This is a genomic window from Pseudovibrio sp. Ad13, from assembly GCF_001623225.1.
GTDB lineage: Bacteria > Pseudomonadota > Alphaproteobacteria > Rhizobiales > Stappiaceae > Pseudovibrio.
The window spans coordinates 568506-584397 of record NZ_LMCC01000002.1; the positions used below are offsets into that span (position 1 = coordinate 568506).

Sequence of the window (15892 nt, forward strand, 5' to 3'; positions counted from 1 at the left end):
CAGTGAGTAACCAGTATCTTACAGGCACAAGCCACTTCCGTTGATACGCAAATTTCAGGTAAAAACCCGAAAGGAAGCGGTAAGTACACACTAGCTGCCTAAATGGGGGGGCTTCAACAAATTACAAATGCTGAAGCCCATTAAACCGCAAATACTGGTAGAAAACTCGAGTTTCGCTTAAGAATGTGCGAAAATATCGTTCTCAGGCCATCCTGCAAGATCAAGCTGTGCGCGTGTTGGCAGAAATTCGAAGCACTTCTGTGCAATTTCGGTACGCTCTTCACGTTCCAGCATAAATTCAAGGCGTTCTTTAAGCTTATGGAGGTGCAGAACATCTGATGCAGCATAGGCCAGCTGTGCATCTGTCAGTTTTTCAGCTGCCCAATCAGAGCTCTGCTGTTGTTTGGAAAGGTCAACACCAATCAACTCGCGGCAGAGATCTTTCAGTCCGTGACGGTCTGTGTAGGTACGCACGAGCTTGGAAGCGATTTTTGTGCACCAGACCGGAGAAACGCAAATGTCCAGATACTCTTTCAATATGGCAACATCAAAGCGGGCAAAGTGAAAAATCTTTGGCTTGCTTTCATCTTCAAACAGCGTTTGCAAATTAGGAGCAACCAGCTGGCCGCGCTCAATCTGCACCACGTCAGCAGAGCCGTCGCCAGAGGAAAGCTGAACAACGCACAACCGATCACGGTGTGGGTTCAGGCCGAGAGTCTCAGAGTCTACTGCAACAGCGTCAGCTGAGGCATAGTTGGAAAGGTCTGGAAGATCGTTCTTGTGAAATCTGATTGTCATTGTTGCTCTCGAAGAATAAGCGCGATTTGGTATATGAGACGTGTTTTGTCTGTTCTACACCAAACGGTCAAGTTACTCTGTAGTTTTTGGGAGAGCTTTGTGAAGAAAAGATGGTGCCCAGAAGAGGACTCGAACCTCCACGCCCTTGCGGGCACTAGCACCTGAAGCTAGCGCGTCTACCAATTCCGCCATCTGGGCATATCATCTTTTTCTTTCAGAGGGTTGCTGCTTGGCAGCGCCGCTCTGTGAGGCTGGGTTCTAGTGATCTGGGCTGAGATTGTCAATCACACATTTGCAAAGAGTTTTAATTTCTCCACAGAGTGCCTTCACATCCCAAACCCTTAAGCGTATTAACATCCCATGAATTATAGCTTTTTTGAGGGTTATGCGCGCTAATACGCGTACCGCAAAATTTTGGCAAAGGTGGATGAAAATGGCGCAAGCGCTTAACGGGAAACTTATAACCGTTTTTGGCGGGTCAGGATTTATTGGTCGTCATGTTATCAGGATTTTAGCAGAGCGTGGATATAGCGTCCGCGCTGCTGTTCGTCATCCTGATCTTGCAGAGCATTTGCAGCCGCTGGGGGCTGTGGGGCAGATCATGCCTGTTGCTGCGAGTGTGCGAAACAAAAAATCTGTCGAGCGCGCTGTAGAAGGTGCCTGCGCAGTCATTAACCTTGTGGGTATTCTCTATGAGAGTGGCGCTCAGAAGTTTGACAGTGTTCAGGCAAAAGGCCCGGCAACAGTAGCAGAGGTCTGTAAAGAGCAGGGCATTGAGAAACTGGTGCACGTTTCTGCAATTGGAGCAGACGAAAACAGCCCGGCTGTTTATGCAAGAACGAAAGCTGCTGGCGAAAAAGCCGTTCTGGATGCAATGCCAGATGCAGTCATCTTCCGTCCTTCCATCGTATTCGGTCCAGAAGACGACTTCTTCAACCGCTTCGGCAGCATGGCGCAGCTCTTCCCGATATTGCCTCTGATCGGCGGCGGTCACACCAAATTCCAGCCTGTTTATGTGGGTGATGTTGCGCTCGCGATTGCTAATGCCATCGAAAACAAGGCTGAAGCTGGCAAGATTTACGAGCTGGGCGGACCTCAGGTTGCGACCTTCAAAGAATGTTTGCAGCTGCTGATGCAAGTGATCCACCGCAAACGTATGCTGGTTACTTTGCCGTTCCTGATCGCCCGTATTCAGGCAAAATTCATGCAGATGTTGCCAAAGCCCATGTTGACCGTCGATCAGGTTAATTTGCTGAAGAGCGATAACGTTGTGAGCAAGGAAGCTCAATCGGAAAAGCGCACTTTTGAGGGACTTGGCATTGAGCCGCATTCCATGGAAGCAATTCTGCCGACGTATCTTGATAAATTCCGCCCGCATGGACAGTACGACGCGAAAAGACCTTCTAAGTCATAATGATCAAGCAAATGCCAAAACACAAAGCCCCGCTTCTGGCGGGGTTTTTTAATGCCTTATCTATGAAAAAGCCTGAGGCAGGCCATACGAACTCAGATGCCAGTCTATTTTGATCTAACCTCACGAGGACAGCCTAAGCAAATATTCACCACCAGCACCAAAAGCCACCACGCTACCATGAGAGTACCGCATAATGCCGTATAATTTGAAGTCTCTGTGGACGTCGTACCGTCAAAACTTGGAATAAAAACATGCCGCTGACTAACTTGACCCCAGAAGAGCATAAATGGACAGAGGAAATGCTACGACTCCTCCGCATTAATGTGCAAGGTGGAGCCGCTGGAGGTGAAGAAGGAGCCTTGGGAGATGGTGCAGCTGCTGCGGGAGGTGAAGGTGCCGAAGCATCCGCTGATGATGCTTCGGAGTTTGCGTGGCTTGAGCAGTCTATTTCCGAACTCTATGCAAAAAGTGCTATCCTGCGGAACTATAAGAGCCTCAGCTCGACCTTCAAGAAGCTCGATAAAGCAACGCAATCAGCGCTCAAAGCCTCTGTTGCCGCAATCCATGACAAGAATGAAATAGTTGTCGCATCAACTGTTACAGCCTTACAAAAATGCATCTCGGAGCTGTCCGGTTTAATCGACGATGCAGAAAGAACCCTATCAGAACTTGGTGATGAAGTGAGTGGGCTCCATGAAGAGTACGAAACGCATAGTCAGCGTAAGGCCGAATTTGTCAAACTTGCTTATTTCAGCAAAAACAATGCAAAAAAGCTAAGCAAGTTCAATGTGGTTTGTGAGGATGTCGCTAAAGAAATCGGCAACGCAGAAGCATGTGTTCAAGCTCGCAACATTGATGATGTCAACAAGGCGCTGAAGTCATGCAATAAAGCCCTTCAAAAACTCCGCAAAGAGATGGATTGGCTCGACTCTTCAGAAGCGAGTAAACCCGAAAGCAAACGGGTGGGCGATGAAAAGCTTCAGGGTGGCCTAATTGCTGATTACGACAAAAAGAAAGAGAGCTGGCGCCCGCAGGTTTGCTACAACGCAGCAATGAAAGTTGGTGTCATAGAAGGCAACCTGCCAGAATTTTTGCGCACGAGCCTGATGGGTGCGGCCAAGGTGAATGGCTACCCGGAAGGTTATCCTGAGTTGATGGGGGTATCCACTGAAACAGTTGAAAAAGAGTTCGACCATTCTAAGGTAGAAGAGTCCGGTGTTCTTAATTTTGTTGATGACAGATCCGGTCACATCTCTCATACCGCCTATCTTCAAAAGACAGACAAAGGGACTGTTGAACTTTATCACACCAACTGCCAAACGCTGGACATGGCCTTGCTGGGAAAAGGACAGGACATCCCGAAATCAGGACTGGTGACACATTACGAGCTCAGTGATCCAGACACGCAAAATAGATTTCAGGAATGGTTGAACAAGGGATACAGCTTCAAACACACCCCAGCTTCCGACCTGAAATAAAAAAACGCCGCATGTCTGCGACGCTTTGAAGGTGATTTATAAATGCGGTTAGCTCTGGGTGAGGATCAGGCCGAACAATCCAAGCCCACCTACAATGATGCGCCACCAGCCGAATAACGCAAAGCCATGCCTGGAGACATAATCCAGCAAGCTGCGAACAACGAAGTAACCGGCAATGAAGGAAGAGACGAGCCCGATGATAATCAGGGTCCAGTCATCTTGCCCTAACGCGTCCTTGTTCTTCAGAAAGTCAAAAACAAACGCACCAACCATGGTCGGCATAGCGAGGAAGAATGAAAACTCCGCCGCAGACCGTTTGTCCGTGCCCATCAGCAACGAAGCGACAATAGTTGCGCCACTACGAGACACGCCGGGGATCATCGCCATGCACTGTGCAAAGCCGATCTTGATGTAAAGTGAAAGTGGATAGTCTTCCACGTTGGTATAGCGCGTCTGCAAAGGCATTTTATCAACCAACAGCATGATGATACCGCCGAAAATCAGCGACACGCATACCAAGGCGGGTGTTTCAAACAGAACCGCCTTGATAAAATCGTAAGCCAGCGCGCCAATCGCTGCAGCAGGCAGAAAAGCAAGCAGAACGCCTAGTGTGAAATGCCGGGCTTTTGCACTTGTTGGCAGTGCAATTGCAATTCTTGTGAGCCGTGTGAAGTAGACACTTAGGATCGCTGCAATGGCTCCAAGCTGGATCATCACTTCAAAGGCGCGACCTTCACTTTTAAACCCGATAAAATGCCCGATCAGCAACAGATGCCCAGTTGAGGAAACTGGGATGAATTCAGTCAGGCCTTCAATGATGCCGAGCAGCAGAGCGCCGACGATACTTTCAGTTGTCATTAAACGATGGTCTCCACGAACTTTCCCCAGATGACATTGGTGAGGTTGTCCCCGTATTTTCGTATGGTTTATGGTCTCAAGACTCTTTTGAGACAAATTACGTTTTTATAGCAACCTTTTGGTTACAGGTTTGCTCATAAATCAGAACAATGCTCAAGCTCTATCATCATCCTTTCTCTCCTGAATCGCGCTTCGCACGCTTAGCGCTCGGAGAATATGGAACTCCGTTTGAATGTCAGACGGAGTACCCTTGGGCACGTCGTCACGACTTCCTCATGATGAACCCAGCAGGAACGATTCCCGTTCTGAAGGAAAATGATGGCCCCGCTGTGTGCGGTCCCATAGTTATCATGGAATACTTGGACGAAACTCGCGGCTATGCGATTCCTAACAGCCGCTTGTTGCCAGATCATCCTGAAGCACGTGCAGAAACACGTCGTCTCGTCTCTTGGTTTTTGCAAAAATTCCTCGGTGAGGTTATTGGCTACATCGTGCAAGAACGCATTTACAAACAGGAGATGCCGGATAGCCAGGGTGGCGGACAGCCAGACTCAAGCATTCTTCGGATCGCACGGGTCAATATGCTGAACCACTTGCGCTACATCGGATACCTTGCTGCAACACGTAAGTGGCTGGCTGGTGATCGGCTCACATTCGCTGATCTGGCTGCGGCAAGTCTTCTCTCCTGTGCAGACTATCTTGGTGAAGTTCCATGGTCCGAGGACGAAAACGTGAAGAGCTGGTACGCGCGGATGAAATCTCGTCCGAGCTTCCGCCCAATTCTGGCGGACAAGATGCTCGGCATGCCAGCGGCAAAGACCTACGCGGATCTGGACTTCTAAAACCTCATTCAGATACACAGCTGACGGAAAAACAAGCTGCACGGGTCAAAGCGGACTTGATCAAACGCGCACGTGCAGTCGGGTTCGATGACATCCGCATCACCACAGCGGATGCAATCCCATTTGCGCCAGAGCGCTTGCATCACTTCATCAAGCAGGGTTATCACGCCACAATGGAATGGATGCCGGAAACTGAAGTCCGGCGTTCAAGTCCGTTGGAACTGTGGCCGGAAGCCCGCTCTGTTGTCATGCTGGCGATGAACTACGGGCCAGACATCGACCCGATGGAAATGCGCGACAAGCCAGACAAAGCGCACATTTCGGTCTATGCCCGCAATCGCGATTATCACGACATCGTCAAAGGCAAAATGAAAGAGCTGGCCAGCCTGTTGGTTTCCAAAGGCGGTGGGGATGTTAAGGTGTTTGTGGACACGGCCCCGGTAATGGAAAAACCTCTGGCTCATTCCGCTGGGCTCGGTTGGCAAGGCAAGCACTCAAACCTCGTGTCCAGAGAGCTTGGCTCCTGGTTCTTCCTCGGGGCCATTTTCTCAACACTGGACTTGCCACTGGATGAACCGGAAGTCGACCATTGTGGCAACTGCAAACGCTGCCTCACAGTTTGCCCGACGAAGGCTTTCCCAGCGCCGTATCAAGTAGATGCTAACCGCTGCATTTCCTATCTGACCATCGAGCACCACGGCCCAATCCCGCTGGAATTCCGCAAACCAATTGGCAACCGTATCTATGGGTGCGATGACTGTCTTTCTGTTTGCCCATGGAACAAGTTTGCCCAGTCCGCTAGTGAAGCCAAATTACAGGCCCGCGAAGACCTGATGGAACCAGCCCTTGCAGAGCTGCTGCAAATGGACGATCCAACCTTCCGCAAGTTCTTCTCTGGTTCTCCGGTTAAGCGCATTGGCCGCAACCGCTTCATCCGCAACTGCCTCATCGCAGCAGGCAACAGCGCAGAAGAAAAACTCATCCCCTACGTGCAAAACCACCTGCAAGACGAAGACGAAACCGTCCGCGCCACAGCCGTCTGGGCTTTAGCGCAGCTTGTCTCCGCTGACGAGTACAATAAGCACAAGTCAGTACTACTGGTAGATGAGCAAAGCGAAACGGTTAAAGCTGAATGGGACCAGGGCACCTCTTCCTAGTGTGCCACACCCTCAGGCATTTTCGGTGGCTTTGGGATATTGAAACTCAGTGAGTTTCTCCGAAATAACCCAGAGTTTCTCTTGCACCTTTTCGTCAATAGCTAGGCCGGAAAGCTTGATTGGGCTTGGGGAACCCCACATGCCAAAGCGCGGACCGAGAAAGGAGCAGGCTGGAAGGTCAGGGGCTGTGGCTGCCATCATCTGAGGGCGAGCACCAAATGAGACTGGTCGTGCCATCACACGGGACAACCATCCGCCAATGCCAATAGATTGTTGCCGTTCTGTCGCCGCAAGACCGGGATGAGCAGACATAGACTTAGCGGATGAGCCAGCCGCATCAAATCGGCGTTGCAAAGCAGACATGAACAGGAGATTGGCAAGCTTACTCTCTGCGTAGCTGCCAATCCGTGCATATGGGCGGTTTTCCCAATGCAGGTCATCAAAGTTCATTTTTGCAGCTTTGTATGCACCACTGGAAACGGTCACCACGCGTGCATCAGGTGTTGCAACGAGCGTTTCAAACAACAAACCAGTCAAAAGAAAGTGCCCTAGATGGTTGGTTGCGATGTGCATTTCCCAACCTTCTTTGGTGCGTGCCAGCTCTTTCAGGTTCACGACACCTGCATTGCTGAGCAGAATATCCAGTCGGTCATGCTTGCTGCTGAAAACCTGAGCAAACTGGTGAATGCTGTCCCGGTCGGTCAGATCAAGCGGTATCACCTCCAGCGAAGCAGAGCTCACCTTTAGGCGAATCCTTGCCATTGCTGTCTCGCCTTTTTCAACGGACCGGCAAGCAATCACCACATGTGCCCCGCTCTCAGCTAATTCCAATGCAGATTGAAAACTGAGGCCCACATTACCGCCCGTAACCACAGCCGTTTTGCCTGTAAGGTCTTGACTGTTTTTATTATTTGGCTGTTGTTGCAAAGTATCTCTCCTGAGATTGTTAAAATAACAGAACGCCGGTAGTTTATTTGGAGAGCTTACGAGAGTCAATAACCGACCATTGGTCGTTTATGTGGCGTGCCGAAGAGTGATTGAGAATATGAGCGAAAAATCAAAAGCTTATCAGCGTGCGCGGACAGCGGAACATTTTGCTGAACGAGAGAAGATGATCCTCACATCAACGCGCAATTTGATGGATAGAGAAGGTATTGAAAACACGAGCCTTTCCGCAGTTGCACGGGAGGTTGGCCTCGCAAAATCCAGTCTCTATCGATATTATGAAAGCCGGGAGCAAATTCTTGTCGCGCTGCTTCAGGAAGAGGCGGATCTCATGATTGCTGACTTCGAAAAGTCCCTGGCTGAGCCTAAAAGCCAACGAGATCTCAAAGGTATTGCAAAGCTTTGGGCCAAGGTGTGCTTCGCGCATCCGCGCTTGTGTTTGTTGGTCAGCCAGCTTTCGCCAATTCTGGAGCACAATCTCTCAACACAGCGCATTGTAGAAGCGAAGCTGCAGTTCCTGCATCGCCACCGACAGATGGCAGAGATACTGACCGCTGCCCTTCCACACATGAGTGAGGCAGGAGCTCTTGCGGCGGTCCAGTACGTTTTCACAATTGTTGCAGGGCTTTGGCCGATGAAAGCAGACCGCAAAAATTCACTGGCAGTGCTGGAGCATCCTGAACTGGCTCATTTGAAGATGAACTTTGAGGATACGCTGGCCAGCGCTATCGAGCTGTGCCTGCTCGGTATTCTGGCGAAAGAGCAGAACTGGGAGCCGGTGTTAGAATAACAGCGGCTACTGCCGCTGCCTCAACCGTTTCTTTATCTGACGCTTTTCCCAATCACCACCAAATGGATTGATGACCTCGAACACACTCAAACCATGAGCAACAAGGCCGATGCCAAACCCAAAAGCAACCCACAGGAACCAGAGGTAATCCGGTGATGTGAGCAGGTTCAGCACCGCCAGAGCTGTAATCACAACGGCATACTGGATCAGGTTCATGTAAAAGCTTCGTATGTCCCGCACATACTCCATAGCTTCTTGTTCCCTGCCGGAAAGCTCGGGCAAAATTCCATTGGATGCTGAGGGCATGTCCTGTTCCTTCCTGAGATCACCAAAATCCGTGTCCAGAGCAGAAGCAATGCATTTCAGGGTTTCAGGGCTCGCATTCGCGCCGCGCTCGATACGCTGCAGTGTCCGCGTGCTGATACCTGCCATGTGTGCGAGCTGTTCCTGAGAGAGCCCTTTTTCAATGCGTAATTTTCTGACAATCACGGAAAAATTCCTGTTCTTCAACTAGGAGCAATCTGGAAGCTTCTTAATTAAAACACCATGACAAACAGCCGACATGACCACGACACGAGCAGGACATTTAAATCTAACGCCCCGTAAAATAACAAAATATATTCAGAGCATCGTCCGAAGCACTTTCACCAGTGTGGTACATTCTTCAGAGGTTCCGATAGAAATACGCAGCCAGTCGTTGAGCCGCTCTTTCTTGAAGTACCGAACCAGAATGCCGTGATCTCTCAAATCGGCATGTAACCGCTCCGCCGGAACATGCGCGTGAGAGGTGAAAATGAAGTTTGTCGAAGATGGCAGCACCGTAAAGTCGAGCGCCTGAAGGTTCTCGGTGAGCTTCTCTCTATCTGCAACAATCTGGTCGCGCGTCTTCTCAAACCACTCCGTGTCCTCCCAGGCAGCAAGCGCGCCTGCAAGTGAAAGCCTGTCGAGTGGATAGGAGTTGAAGCTGTCCTTGACCCTGTGCAATCCCTCAATCAAATGCGGCTGCCCCACGGCAAACCCAACACGCATTCCTGCAAGGCTGCGGGACTTAGAGAAAGTCTGCACCACAAGCAGGTTGTCATAATCTGGTACAAGCTGAGCCGCGCTTTGCCCACCAAAATCGATGTAAGCCTCATCAACAAGAACCACCACATCCGGGTTTGCCTTGAGGATTGCCTCGATATCCTCCAATGGCATGGCAAGACCGGTTGGCGCATTCGGATTTGCGATGACCACACCACCACAAGTCCCGGCAAAGTCGCTGGGGTTGATACGGAAGTCATCGCCGAGGGGCATCAGCCGATGTTCAATCGAGTAAAGCTTACAATAGGTTGGATAGAACGCGTAGGTGATTTCCGGAAAGAGAATTGGTGCTTTCCCGCTGAAGAAGGCATGAAACGCATGCGCCAACACCTCATCACTGCCATTGCCCGCAAAGATATGGTCAGAGGTCAGCTGAAGAGAGGATGCAATACTCGCTCTCAGGTCAGAAGCTGACGGGTCAGGATACAACCGTAACGCATCGCCTGTGGCCGCAGCAATTGCTTCTAATGCACGCGGAGAAGGCCCCCATGGGTTCTCATTGGTATTCAGTTTGATAAAGGTCTGTTGCTTCGGTTGTTCCCCTGGGATGTAGGGCTCCAGTTTTTGGACAATCGGGCTCCAGAACCTGCTCATATCTCAATCCAATCTCAGCAAACCGCAATCAATCGCGCATCTTTAAACTGGTAGACCCTAAGAGCGCTTGGACAATGCATCATTCAAAACGCACTGCATGCGATAATAGGTTTCCACCTCTTCCTCGGAAAATACCTTCGCGAACTCTTCTATCCGTTTCATCTCGGCCTTGCGAACTTTTTTAATCAGCGCTTTGCCTGATGGTGTCAAACAATAAAACACGGAGCGCTTGTGCCGCGGATTGCTCACCTGTGCCACTTGCTCCTTGTCCAGCAATTCTTTGAGGACCTTGGCCACAAATTGGCGCTTCAGCTGCAGAAAATCAGTGAGTTGCGGCGCTGTTGCCTGCTCCAAAGCAAGCGTAGCTTCCAGCATAGCACGCTGACCGACAGTAAGGTCGGTTCCTTCAAGATCCGCCTCAACCCGATTGCTGATGGTACGGAGCAACGGTCGGGTCATCTGAATGCCAGCATAAAGCATTTCGGGTTTGGATTCTGGTTTTTTAAGCATTTGATTTACATGTTTTAATTCGTTTTATTGTCAATAAAATTGACAAATATCGCGTTCTGACTTACGTCTACCCTACAGATTTTCAGGTAATCTCAAAGGAAAATGAGTACAGATCATGGGTTTTAAAAATCTTGCAGAGCGGCAAATCCTGAAAGCACAAGCAGAAGGGCAGCTGAATAATCTTGAAGGAGAGGGTAAGCCGCTGCCAGCGCGTGCACCTGGTTCTCTTGATACAGCTGCAGGCATGAGGATCATGGCTGATGCCGGGGCTGTACCGCGCGAGATTGAATTGAAGAAAGAGATAGATGCTCAGCGGCTTGTTGTTCAAAAAGCTGAAGGCACGCCAGACTGGAAATCCGAAATGGCAAAACTAGCAGACCTGCAACTCCGGCATGCGATCGAACAGGAAGCCCGAAAAAAGTTCTTCACGTGAGCTGCTTAGCGCATTCCAAATGTATGCGCTAAGCAAAACCTGATGGTTGCCGATATTCTACGTATTAGAAAACCACACTGGCGAGATGGTACAACATCTCCAAGCCGTATCAGCTTGTGAACTCAGAGAACGCTTCAACCACATCCAGATAGACTTGGTGCTTGAACGGGATCACAAGGCCGGCAAGGTTCTCGGCTTTTTCCCAGCGCCACTCACAAAACTCCTGCGCATGCCCGTCAGGTGGAGTCAGGATGTTGATTTCGCTGTCATCACCATCAAAGCCGAATGCAAACCAGCGTTGTGTTTGGCCGCGATACTTAGCCTTGCGCACTTGGCGTTGAATCTCCTCAGGAAAATCGTAGGAGAACCAGTCAGGCGCTTCAGCCAGCAGTGTGATGGACTTCACAGAGGTCTCTTCATAAAGCTCACGTCTCGCAGCTTCCAGCGGGTCTTCCCCTTTGTCCAGGCCACCCTGTGGCATCTGCCAGGCAAACTCTTCAGGAATAGGCTGTTTGTCACCATAGCGTTTGCCGGCCCAGACAAGCCCATCCCTATTGATAAGCATGATGCCAACACAAGGGCGAAAAGGAAGAGCGCTGTAATCGGTCATGTCTGGTCCAATAAAGAGAGTTGAGTACGTAGTCCCGAAAACCGGAGCTATCTTTCGGGACTACGCGCAGAAGAAAGATTGGAGCATGATGCGTGAGTTCATATGAACGCAACAGGCTCTAGCGTGTGGAATTGATAGCAGAGCTGATTGGAACGAGAGAAAGACCGCGCTCCTCCAGCCGCTGTGACCACGCCTCCAAAGCATTTAACGTAACAGGGAAAGCAGTCGCAGTTGCGACGGCAATGCCGCGTTGACGAGCAATTGTTTCCAATTCCAGCAACTGTGTACCAATGGCTTCGGCGCTCAGGTTCTGGTCCAGAACCAGATCAGCCTGCACAAATGGCACTTTCTGCGTCCCGGCAACCTCGCTTGCTCTTGAGCGGGGAGACGAACCGTCATCAACATACATCAGGCCACGATCACGAACCTTGCTGAGGAACTCACTCATACGGGTCTCGTTAGAGGTGAAACGGTCGCCCATGAAATTGACAAGCCCTACATAATTGCTGGTCTGCCCAAGAACCCAGGAGAGGCGCTCCTCGTTCTGCTTCCTGTCCAGATTGGTCAACAGGCTTTGCGGGCCAGCGTCGTTGTCAGGATAATCAAACGGCTCCATTGGAGCTTGAAGAAGCACTTCATGCCCGGAAAGGCGTGCGGATTTCATCCAGCTGTTGATGTCATCACCATATGGAGAAAGCCCCAAAGAGATGTCAGCCGGGAGATCCTCAATGGCCTTGAGCGTCATATCGGAGTTAAGCCCGATACCATTGATTAAAATAGCAATCCGCGCCTGTGTCAGCGCTGCAGGGTTAGGCCGCCGTGCATAGGCATCAAGCGGTCGAATACCCTCAGCAGAGATCTTGGGAAGGGAGCCGAACTTGTTGGGCTCGAGTAGCTGATCAATTGGGTCGGTAGAAAGCGACTCGCTTGAGAAGCCACCATCCAGCCCCTCATAATCAACACGCCGGGCCAAGTCGACGAGCGATGTAGGTCCACTGGCCTGATCCTGCGCGTTTGCGCCTGCCGGACGAGAGGGACGATAGCTGCCATCCTGTCCAAAACCATTGGCATTAAACTGGTCAGACCCAATCTGGGCCAGTTGAGAACCATCCGGTAGATCAACAATCTCGATATCACTGGGAGCAACACCATCAAGAGCGCTGGAAAGCTCGATAGTCGCCATCGGCTCGCCACCGTTGGGGTCATCAACAATGCCGATCCAGATAAAGCCGGTGGTGAAAATAACAGTCATGATGGCGACACCAATCAGGCCGAGCGGCAATCGCCCGATGCTCCGACGCTTGTTCATTCCAAGCGGAGCTGTCAAATCGCTCCTAACCATTGGTGCCCCCACCCTGTCATAAAATTCCGCCGCGCCAAACGAAGGTTTAGCGCGGCGTCCTTAATCACTTTATAGCATATCCCCGAAATGTGGCTACCGGTTTTCGGAGAGGTATATGCCTGAAAACAAATAGATAGAAATCGAGCGCTCCGGATGAAGCGCTCGATACTCTGAATTATTTGGATTCGTTTGCTGCACTGTCTGCACTTGGTGGGAAGGCTGCATCAGTCTTCTCGCCGCGGAGCAGGGATTTTGCCAGGTTCAGCTGCACATCTTTGTCTTTGTCCTGTGGCACATAAGCCTGACTGCCAGAACCCTCGTCGCCTTCTTCAGCCTGAAGGTGACCACGCAGACCTGCTTCGCCTTTGGTTTCAGCACGGCCTTTCAGCTCATCAGGCAGTTCCTGCAAGGAAATGATGTCAGGGCGGATACCCTTAGCCTGAATGGAGTTGCCAGACGGTGTGTAATAACGAGCAGTTGTCAGACGGATCGCACCATTCGCACCAAGTGGAATGATGGTCTGTACAGAACCTTTACCGAAGGAACGTGTGCCCAGAATAGTTGCGCGGCGATGATCCTGCAGAGCACCAGCTACAATCTCGGAAGCTGACGCAGAACCGCCATTTACCAGAACGATCACAGGCGCGCCTTCAGTCAGGTCACCATTGCGAGCGTTATAGCGCTGGGTCTCTTCAGCATTACGGCCACGGGTAGAAACAATTTCACCACGGTTCAGGAACGCATCAGAAACAGCAATCGCCTGATCCAGCAAACCGCCTGGGTTGTTGCGCAGATCCAGCACAAAGCCCTTCAGGTTATCTTCGCCGATTTCAGCAGTCAGCTCATCAACAGCGTTTTCCAGGCCATCAAAGGTCTGTTCGTTAAACTGCGTGATGCGGATGTAACCGATGTCGTCTTCTTTGTTCCAGCGAACAGAGCGAATGCGGATCACATCACGGGTGATGGTGATATCGGTTGGTTCGTTGATACCTTCACGACGCACTGTAATGACGATGTCTGTGTTCACCAGACCGCGCATTTTTTCGACAGCCTCATTCAAGGTAAGGCCCATAACCTGTTCCCCATCAAGATGGGTAATCAGGTCACCTGCCTGTACGCCTGCTTTGTAAGCCGGAGTGTCGTCGATAGGAGCAACAACCTTCACAAGGCCGTCTTCCATGGTCACTTCAATACCAAGGCCACCAAACTCGCCGCGGGTCTGCACCTGCATATCGCGGAAGCTCTTTGGAGGCAGATAGCTGGAGTGCGGATCAAGGCTGGTGAGCATGCCGTTGATAGCGGTCTCGATCAGCTTGGAGTCAGCTGGCTCCTCTACATAATCAGAGCGCACACGTTCAAACACGTCGCCAAACAGATTGAGCTGATTGTAGGTATCAGGAGACGCAGCAGAAGCTGGTTCAGCAAATCTGAATGGTGCCTGAGAATATGTTACGACCGCCGTAGCCCCCATGACTACGCCAACCAACAAAAGCGATGCTTTCCGTATCATCCGCGAACCTTTTCGTTTTCGGCGCGTGACCACCATGGGTTGGGGTCGATTGCAGTGCCGTCTTTCCTGAATTCTACATATAAAACCGGCTGGTCCAAACTAAAATTAAGGTTATTAGCGCTTGCGAGGCGCGTTTCTCCCATTTTAGCGATTGGCTCTCCAGCTAGAATAAACTGCCCTAACTCCACCATGACATCGTCCAGCCCGGACATAAGGACATGGTATCCGCCGCCTGCATTAACAATTACCATCTGCCCGTAAGAGCGGAAATCCCCTGCATACACCACCCAACCATCAGTGGGGGAGGTGACCTGGGCATTCGGGCGTGTCGCAATGGATTGGCCAGTTGTTACGTTGCCAAATCCATCTGCAACCCCAAAGTCTTGCAGGAGCGTTCCAGACACCGGATCAGGCAAAAGCCCAAGGGTATCCGAAAAAGCAACAACCGGTTTCAATCGGCTCGGATCAGCAAACGGATCACCGGAGGCGATCCGGTTTTGCCGCTCAATGTCCGCAAGTCGCGCTGCTTCCGCTGCACGACGGCTGCTTTCCACTTCTCGCTCAAGGGTAGCAAGCAACTCTTTCAAAGAGGTTGCCTTTTCGGCAAGTTCCTTGGCGCGAGCCTTCTCGGCTTCCAGCGCTGCAAGGCTTTCCTGCCGTGCTGCCTTCTTCTTTTCCAAAAGCAATTCAACACGATGACGCTCTTCCGCCATCTGTATTGCACCACTTCGAACCCGGTTACGCTCTGCTTCAATTTTTGCTCGAAGCCGAGACAATTCAGCGAGATCACTCGCCAGCGCTTCCGCTTCAATCCGCACTTCCGGCATGATTGAGTTGAGCAGGATCGCACTGCGTACCGCACCAAGAGCATCCTGAGGACGCACGACCATAGCTGGCGGCGGGCGATGACCGATCCGTTGCAAAGCACTTAAAACTTCAGCTAAAACATCTTTACGTTCATTCAATGACGCCCGGACAGATTGCTCATTTTTTCTGTGTCGGCCCAAACGTGCTTCAGTGGCTTCCAACTGGTTTTCCAGTTTCTTCATGCGCTCACCGGTACGGATCAACTCTCCACTCAGGCTCTCGCCATCACGCTCCAGCGCGCGAATGGATCGCTGAATTTCTTCACGTTTCTCTTTGGAGAGGGAGATATTCTCATTCAGGCTGCGAAGCTCTTTTTCCCGTTCCTTTTTTTGGAGCAGGGCAATTGCCGCCGGATCTTCTGGATCAATCTTGCCATCTTCAATTTTAAAGGAAACGTTCGTCAGTTTTTGCGCAGTACTTTGCAGCGGCAGAACAAGCGCTACCGCAAAAAACAAGGCAAAGCTTGTCACCAATCGGAGGATCAGGTTTCCCCTAAGACGCAACAATTGAACTCCCAAAGTGCAGCGCAGAGCAAAACGCTGACCTTAATACTAAAATATCGACGTAGACCAACCCTGCAAAACAACAGGCACGCAGCCCCAAAGTTAACGCCGAGGATAATGCTCCAGACAGCGTTAAGGAAGTGTCAACCACGTTGAAG

16 protein-coding genes and 1 tRNA gene are annotated in these 15892 nt (G+C 50.9%); 6 read left to right on the forward strand and 11 right to left on the reverse strand.

The window, feature by feature from the left end:
• Window positions 1–177: 177 nt before the first annotated feature.
• Window positions 178–798, reverse strand: a complete 621-nt coding sequence (locus PsAD13_RS03460; protein WP_063317263.1) for a ribonuclease D — start codon at window positions 796–798, stop codon at window positions 178–180.
• Between the two features lie 111 nt (window positions 799–909).
• Window positions 910–996, reverse strand: a tRNA-Leu gene (locus PsAD13_RS03465).
• 229 nt (window positions 997–1225) lie between these two features.
• Between PsAD13_RS03465 and PsAD13_RS03470 the strand changes: the two genes are divergently transcribed.
• Both PsAD13_RS03470 and PsAD13_RS03475 read left to right on the forward strand, forming a co-directional pair.
• Window positions 1226–2212, forward strand: a complete 987-nt coding sequence (locus PsAD13_RS03470) for a complex I NDUFA9 subunit family protein (RefSeq protein ID WP_084404625.1) — start codon at window positions 1226–1228, stop codon at window positions 2210–2212.
• A 251-nt stretch (window positions 2213–2463) separates the two neighbouring features.
• Window positions 2464–3690, forward strand: coding sequence for a hypothetical protein (locus PsAD13_RS03475; RefSeq protein ID WP_063317264.1), 1227 nt, complete (start codon window positions 2464–2466; stop codon window positions 3688–3690).
• Between the two features lie 48 nt (window positions 3691–3738).
• Here PsAD13_RS03475 and PsAD13_RS03480 read toward each other — a convergent pair whose 3' ends face one another.
• The gene (locus PsAD13_RS03480; RefSeq protein ID WP_063317265.1) at window positions 3739–4548 is read right to left on the reverse strand and encodes an undecaprenyl-diphosphate phosphatase; all 810 of its coding nucleotides are present in this window, start codon (window positions 4546–4548) and stop codon (window positions 3739–3741) included.
• 149 nt (window positions 4549–4697) lie between these two features.
• Here PsAD13_RS03480 and PsAD13_RS03485 point away from each other — a divergent pair, with 149 nt between their 5' ends.
• Window positions 4698–5390: a glutathione S-transferase family protein gene (locus tag PsAD13_RS03485; protein ID WP_063317384.1), complete on the forward strand. Its 693-nt coding sequence runs from the start codon at window positions 4698–4700 to the stop codon at window positions 5388–5390.
• A gap of 20 nt (window positions 5391–5410) precedes the next feature.
• Window positions 5411–6547: a tRNA epoxyqueuosine(34) reductase QueG gene (queG, locus tag PsAD13_RS03490; protein ID WP_063317385.1), complete on the forward strand. Its 1137-nt coding sequence runs from the start codon at window positions 5411–5413 to the stop codon at window positions 6545–6547.
• A 12-nt stretch (window positions 6548–6559) separates the two neighbouring features.
• Here queG and PsAD13_RS03495 read toward each other — a convergent pair whose 3' ends face one another.
• Entirely contained in the window at window positions 6560–7474 is a 915-nt protein-coding gene (locus PsAD13_RS03495; RefSeq protein ID WP_063317266.1) for an oxidoreductase, read from the reverse strand.
• 118 nt (window positions 7475–7592) lie between these two features.
• Here PsAD13_RS03495 and PsAD13_RS03500 point away from each other — a divergent pair, with 118 nt between their 5' ends.
• A complete protein-coding gene (locus tag PsAD13_RS03500) occupies window positions 7593–8282 on the forward strand; it encodes a TetR family transcriptional regulator (protein WP_063317267.1) in 690 nt (229 codons plus the stop codon).
• 6 nt (window positions 8283–8288) lie between these two features.
• Here the strand turns inward: PsAD13_RS03500 and PsAD13_RS03505 are convergent, their stop codons facing one another.
• From PsAD13_RS03505 to PsAD13_RS03515, 3 genes are all read right to left on the reverse strand, one after another.
• Complete coding sequence (locus tag PsAD13_RS03505) at window positions 8289–8771, reverse strand: helix-turn-helix domain-containing protein (RefSeq protein ID WP_063317268.1); 483 nt, start codon at window positions 8769–8771, stop codon at window positions 8289–8291.
• Window positions 8772–8903: 132 nt separating this feature from the next.
• Window positions 8904–9959: a histidinol-phosphate transaminase gene (gene hisC, locus PsAD13_RS03510; RefSeq protein WP_063317269.1), complete on the reverse strand. Its 1056-nt coding sequence runs from the start codon at window positions 9957–9959 to the stop codon at window positions 8904–8906.
• A 57-nt stretch (window positions 9960–10016) separates the two neighbouring features.
• On the reverse strand, window positions 10017–10469 hold the full coding sequence (locus PsAD13_RS03515) for a MarR family transcriptional regulator (RefSeq protein WP_063286528.1): 453 nt from the start codon (window positions 10467–10469) through the stop codon (window positions 10017–10019).
• A gap of 115 nt (window positions 10470–10584) precedes the next feature.
• On the opposite strand from PsAD13_RS03515, the gene PsAD13_RS03520 reads away from it, so the two are divergent.
• Window positions 10585–10902 (forward strand): DUF1992 domain-containing protein, encoded by a 318-nt coding sequence (locus PsAD13_RS03520; RefSeq protein WP_063286529.1) that lies wholly within the window; start codon window positions 10585–10587, stop codon window positions 10900–10902.
• A gap of 109 nt (window positions 10903–11011) precedes the next feature.
• Here PsAD13_RS03520 and PsAD13_RS03525 read toward each other — a convergent pair whose 3' ends face one another.
• The 4 genes from PsAD13_RS03525 to PsAD13_RS03540 all read right to left on the reverse strand — a co-directional run bounded on the left by PsAD13_RS03525 (window position 11012) and on the right by PsAD13_RS03540 (window position 15737).
• Complete coding sequence (locus tag PsAD13_RS03525) at window positions 11012–11512, reverse strand: RNA pyrophosphohydrolase (protein ID WP_063286530.1); 501 nt, start codon at window positions 11510–11512, stop codon at window positions 11012–11014.
• Window positions 11513–11630: 118 nt separating this feature from the next.
• Window positions 11631–12854 (reverse strand): divergent polysaccharide deacetylase family protein, encoded by a 1224-nt coding sequence (locus PsAD13_RS03530; RefSeq protein WP_208980847.1) that lies wholly within the window; start codon window positions 12852–12854, stop codon window positions 11631–11633.
• A gap of 175 nt (window positions 12855–13029) precedes the next feature.
• Window positions 13030–14364: a S41 family peptidase gene (locus PsAD13_RS03535; RefSeq protein WP_057462750.1), complete on the reverse strand. Its 1335-nt coding sequence runs from the start codon at window positions 14362–14364 to the stop codon at window positions 13030–13032.
• Window positions 14361–15737 carry a peptidoglycan DD-metalloendopeptidase family protein gene (locus tag PsAD13_RS03540; RefSeq protein ID WP_208986395.1) on the reverse strand — a complete coding sequence of 459 codons (1377 nt, stop codon included), beginning with the start codon at window positions 15735–15737 and terminating at the stop codon, window positions 14361–14363. Before PsAD13_RS03540 ends, PsAD13_RS03535 begins: the two co-directional genes overlap by 4 nt.
• Between the last annotated feature and the right edge of the window lie 155 nt (window positions 15738–15892).

Coding starts and splice junctions, on each gene's coding strand:
- PsAD13_RS03460 (WP_063317263.1), bottom strand. CDS start 798: ATGACAATCAGATTTCACAAGAACGATCTTCCAGACCTTTCCAACTAT.
- PsAD13_RS03470 (WP_084404625.1), top strand. CDS start 1,226: ATGAAAATGGCGCAAGCGCTTAACGGGAAACTTATAACCGTTTTTGGC.
- PsAD13_RS03475 (WP_063317264.1), top strand. CDS start 2,464: ATGCCGCTGACTAACTTGACCCCAGAAGAGCATAAATGGACAGAGGAA.
- PsAD13_RS03480 (WP_063317265.1), bottom strand. CDS start 4,548: ATGACAACTGAAAGTATCGTCGGCGCTCTGCTGCTCGGCATCATTGAA.
- PsAD13_RS03485 (WP_063317384.1), top strand. CDS start 4,698: ATGCTCAAGCTCTATCATCATCCTTTCTCTCCTGAATCGCGCTTCGCA.
- PsAD13_RS03500 (WP_063317267.1), top strand. CDS start 7,593: ATGAGCGAAAAATCAAAAGCTTATCAGCGTGCGCGGACAGCGGAACAT.
- hisC (WP_063317269.1), bottom strand. CDS start 9,959: ATGAGCAGGTTCTGGAGCCCGATTGTCCAAAAACTGGAGCCCTACATC.
- PsAD13_RS03515 (WP_063286528.1), bottom strand. CDS start 10,469: ATGCTTAAAAAACCAGAATCCAAACCCGAAATGCTTTATGCTGGCATT.
- PsAD13_RS03520 (WP_063286529.1), top strand. CDS start 10,585: ATGGGTTTTAAAAATCTTGCAGAGCGGCAAATCCTGAAAGCACAAGCA.
- PsAD13_RS03525 (WP_063286530.1), bottom strand. CDS start 11,512: ATGACCGATTACAGCGCTCTTCCTTTTCGCCCTTGTGTTGGCATCATG.
- PsAD13_RS03530 (WP_208980847.1), bottom strand. CDS start 12,854: ATGGTTAGGAGCGATTTGACAGCTCCGCTTGGAATGAACAAGCGTCGG.
- PsAD13_RS03535 (WP_057462750.1), bottom strand. CDS start 14,364: ATGATACGGAAAGCATCGCTTTTGTTGGTTGGCGTAGTCATGGGGGCT.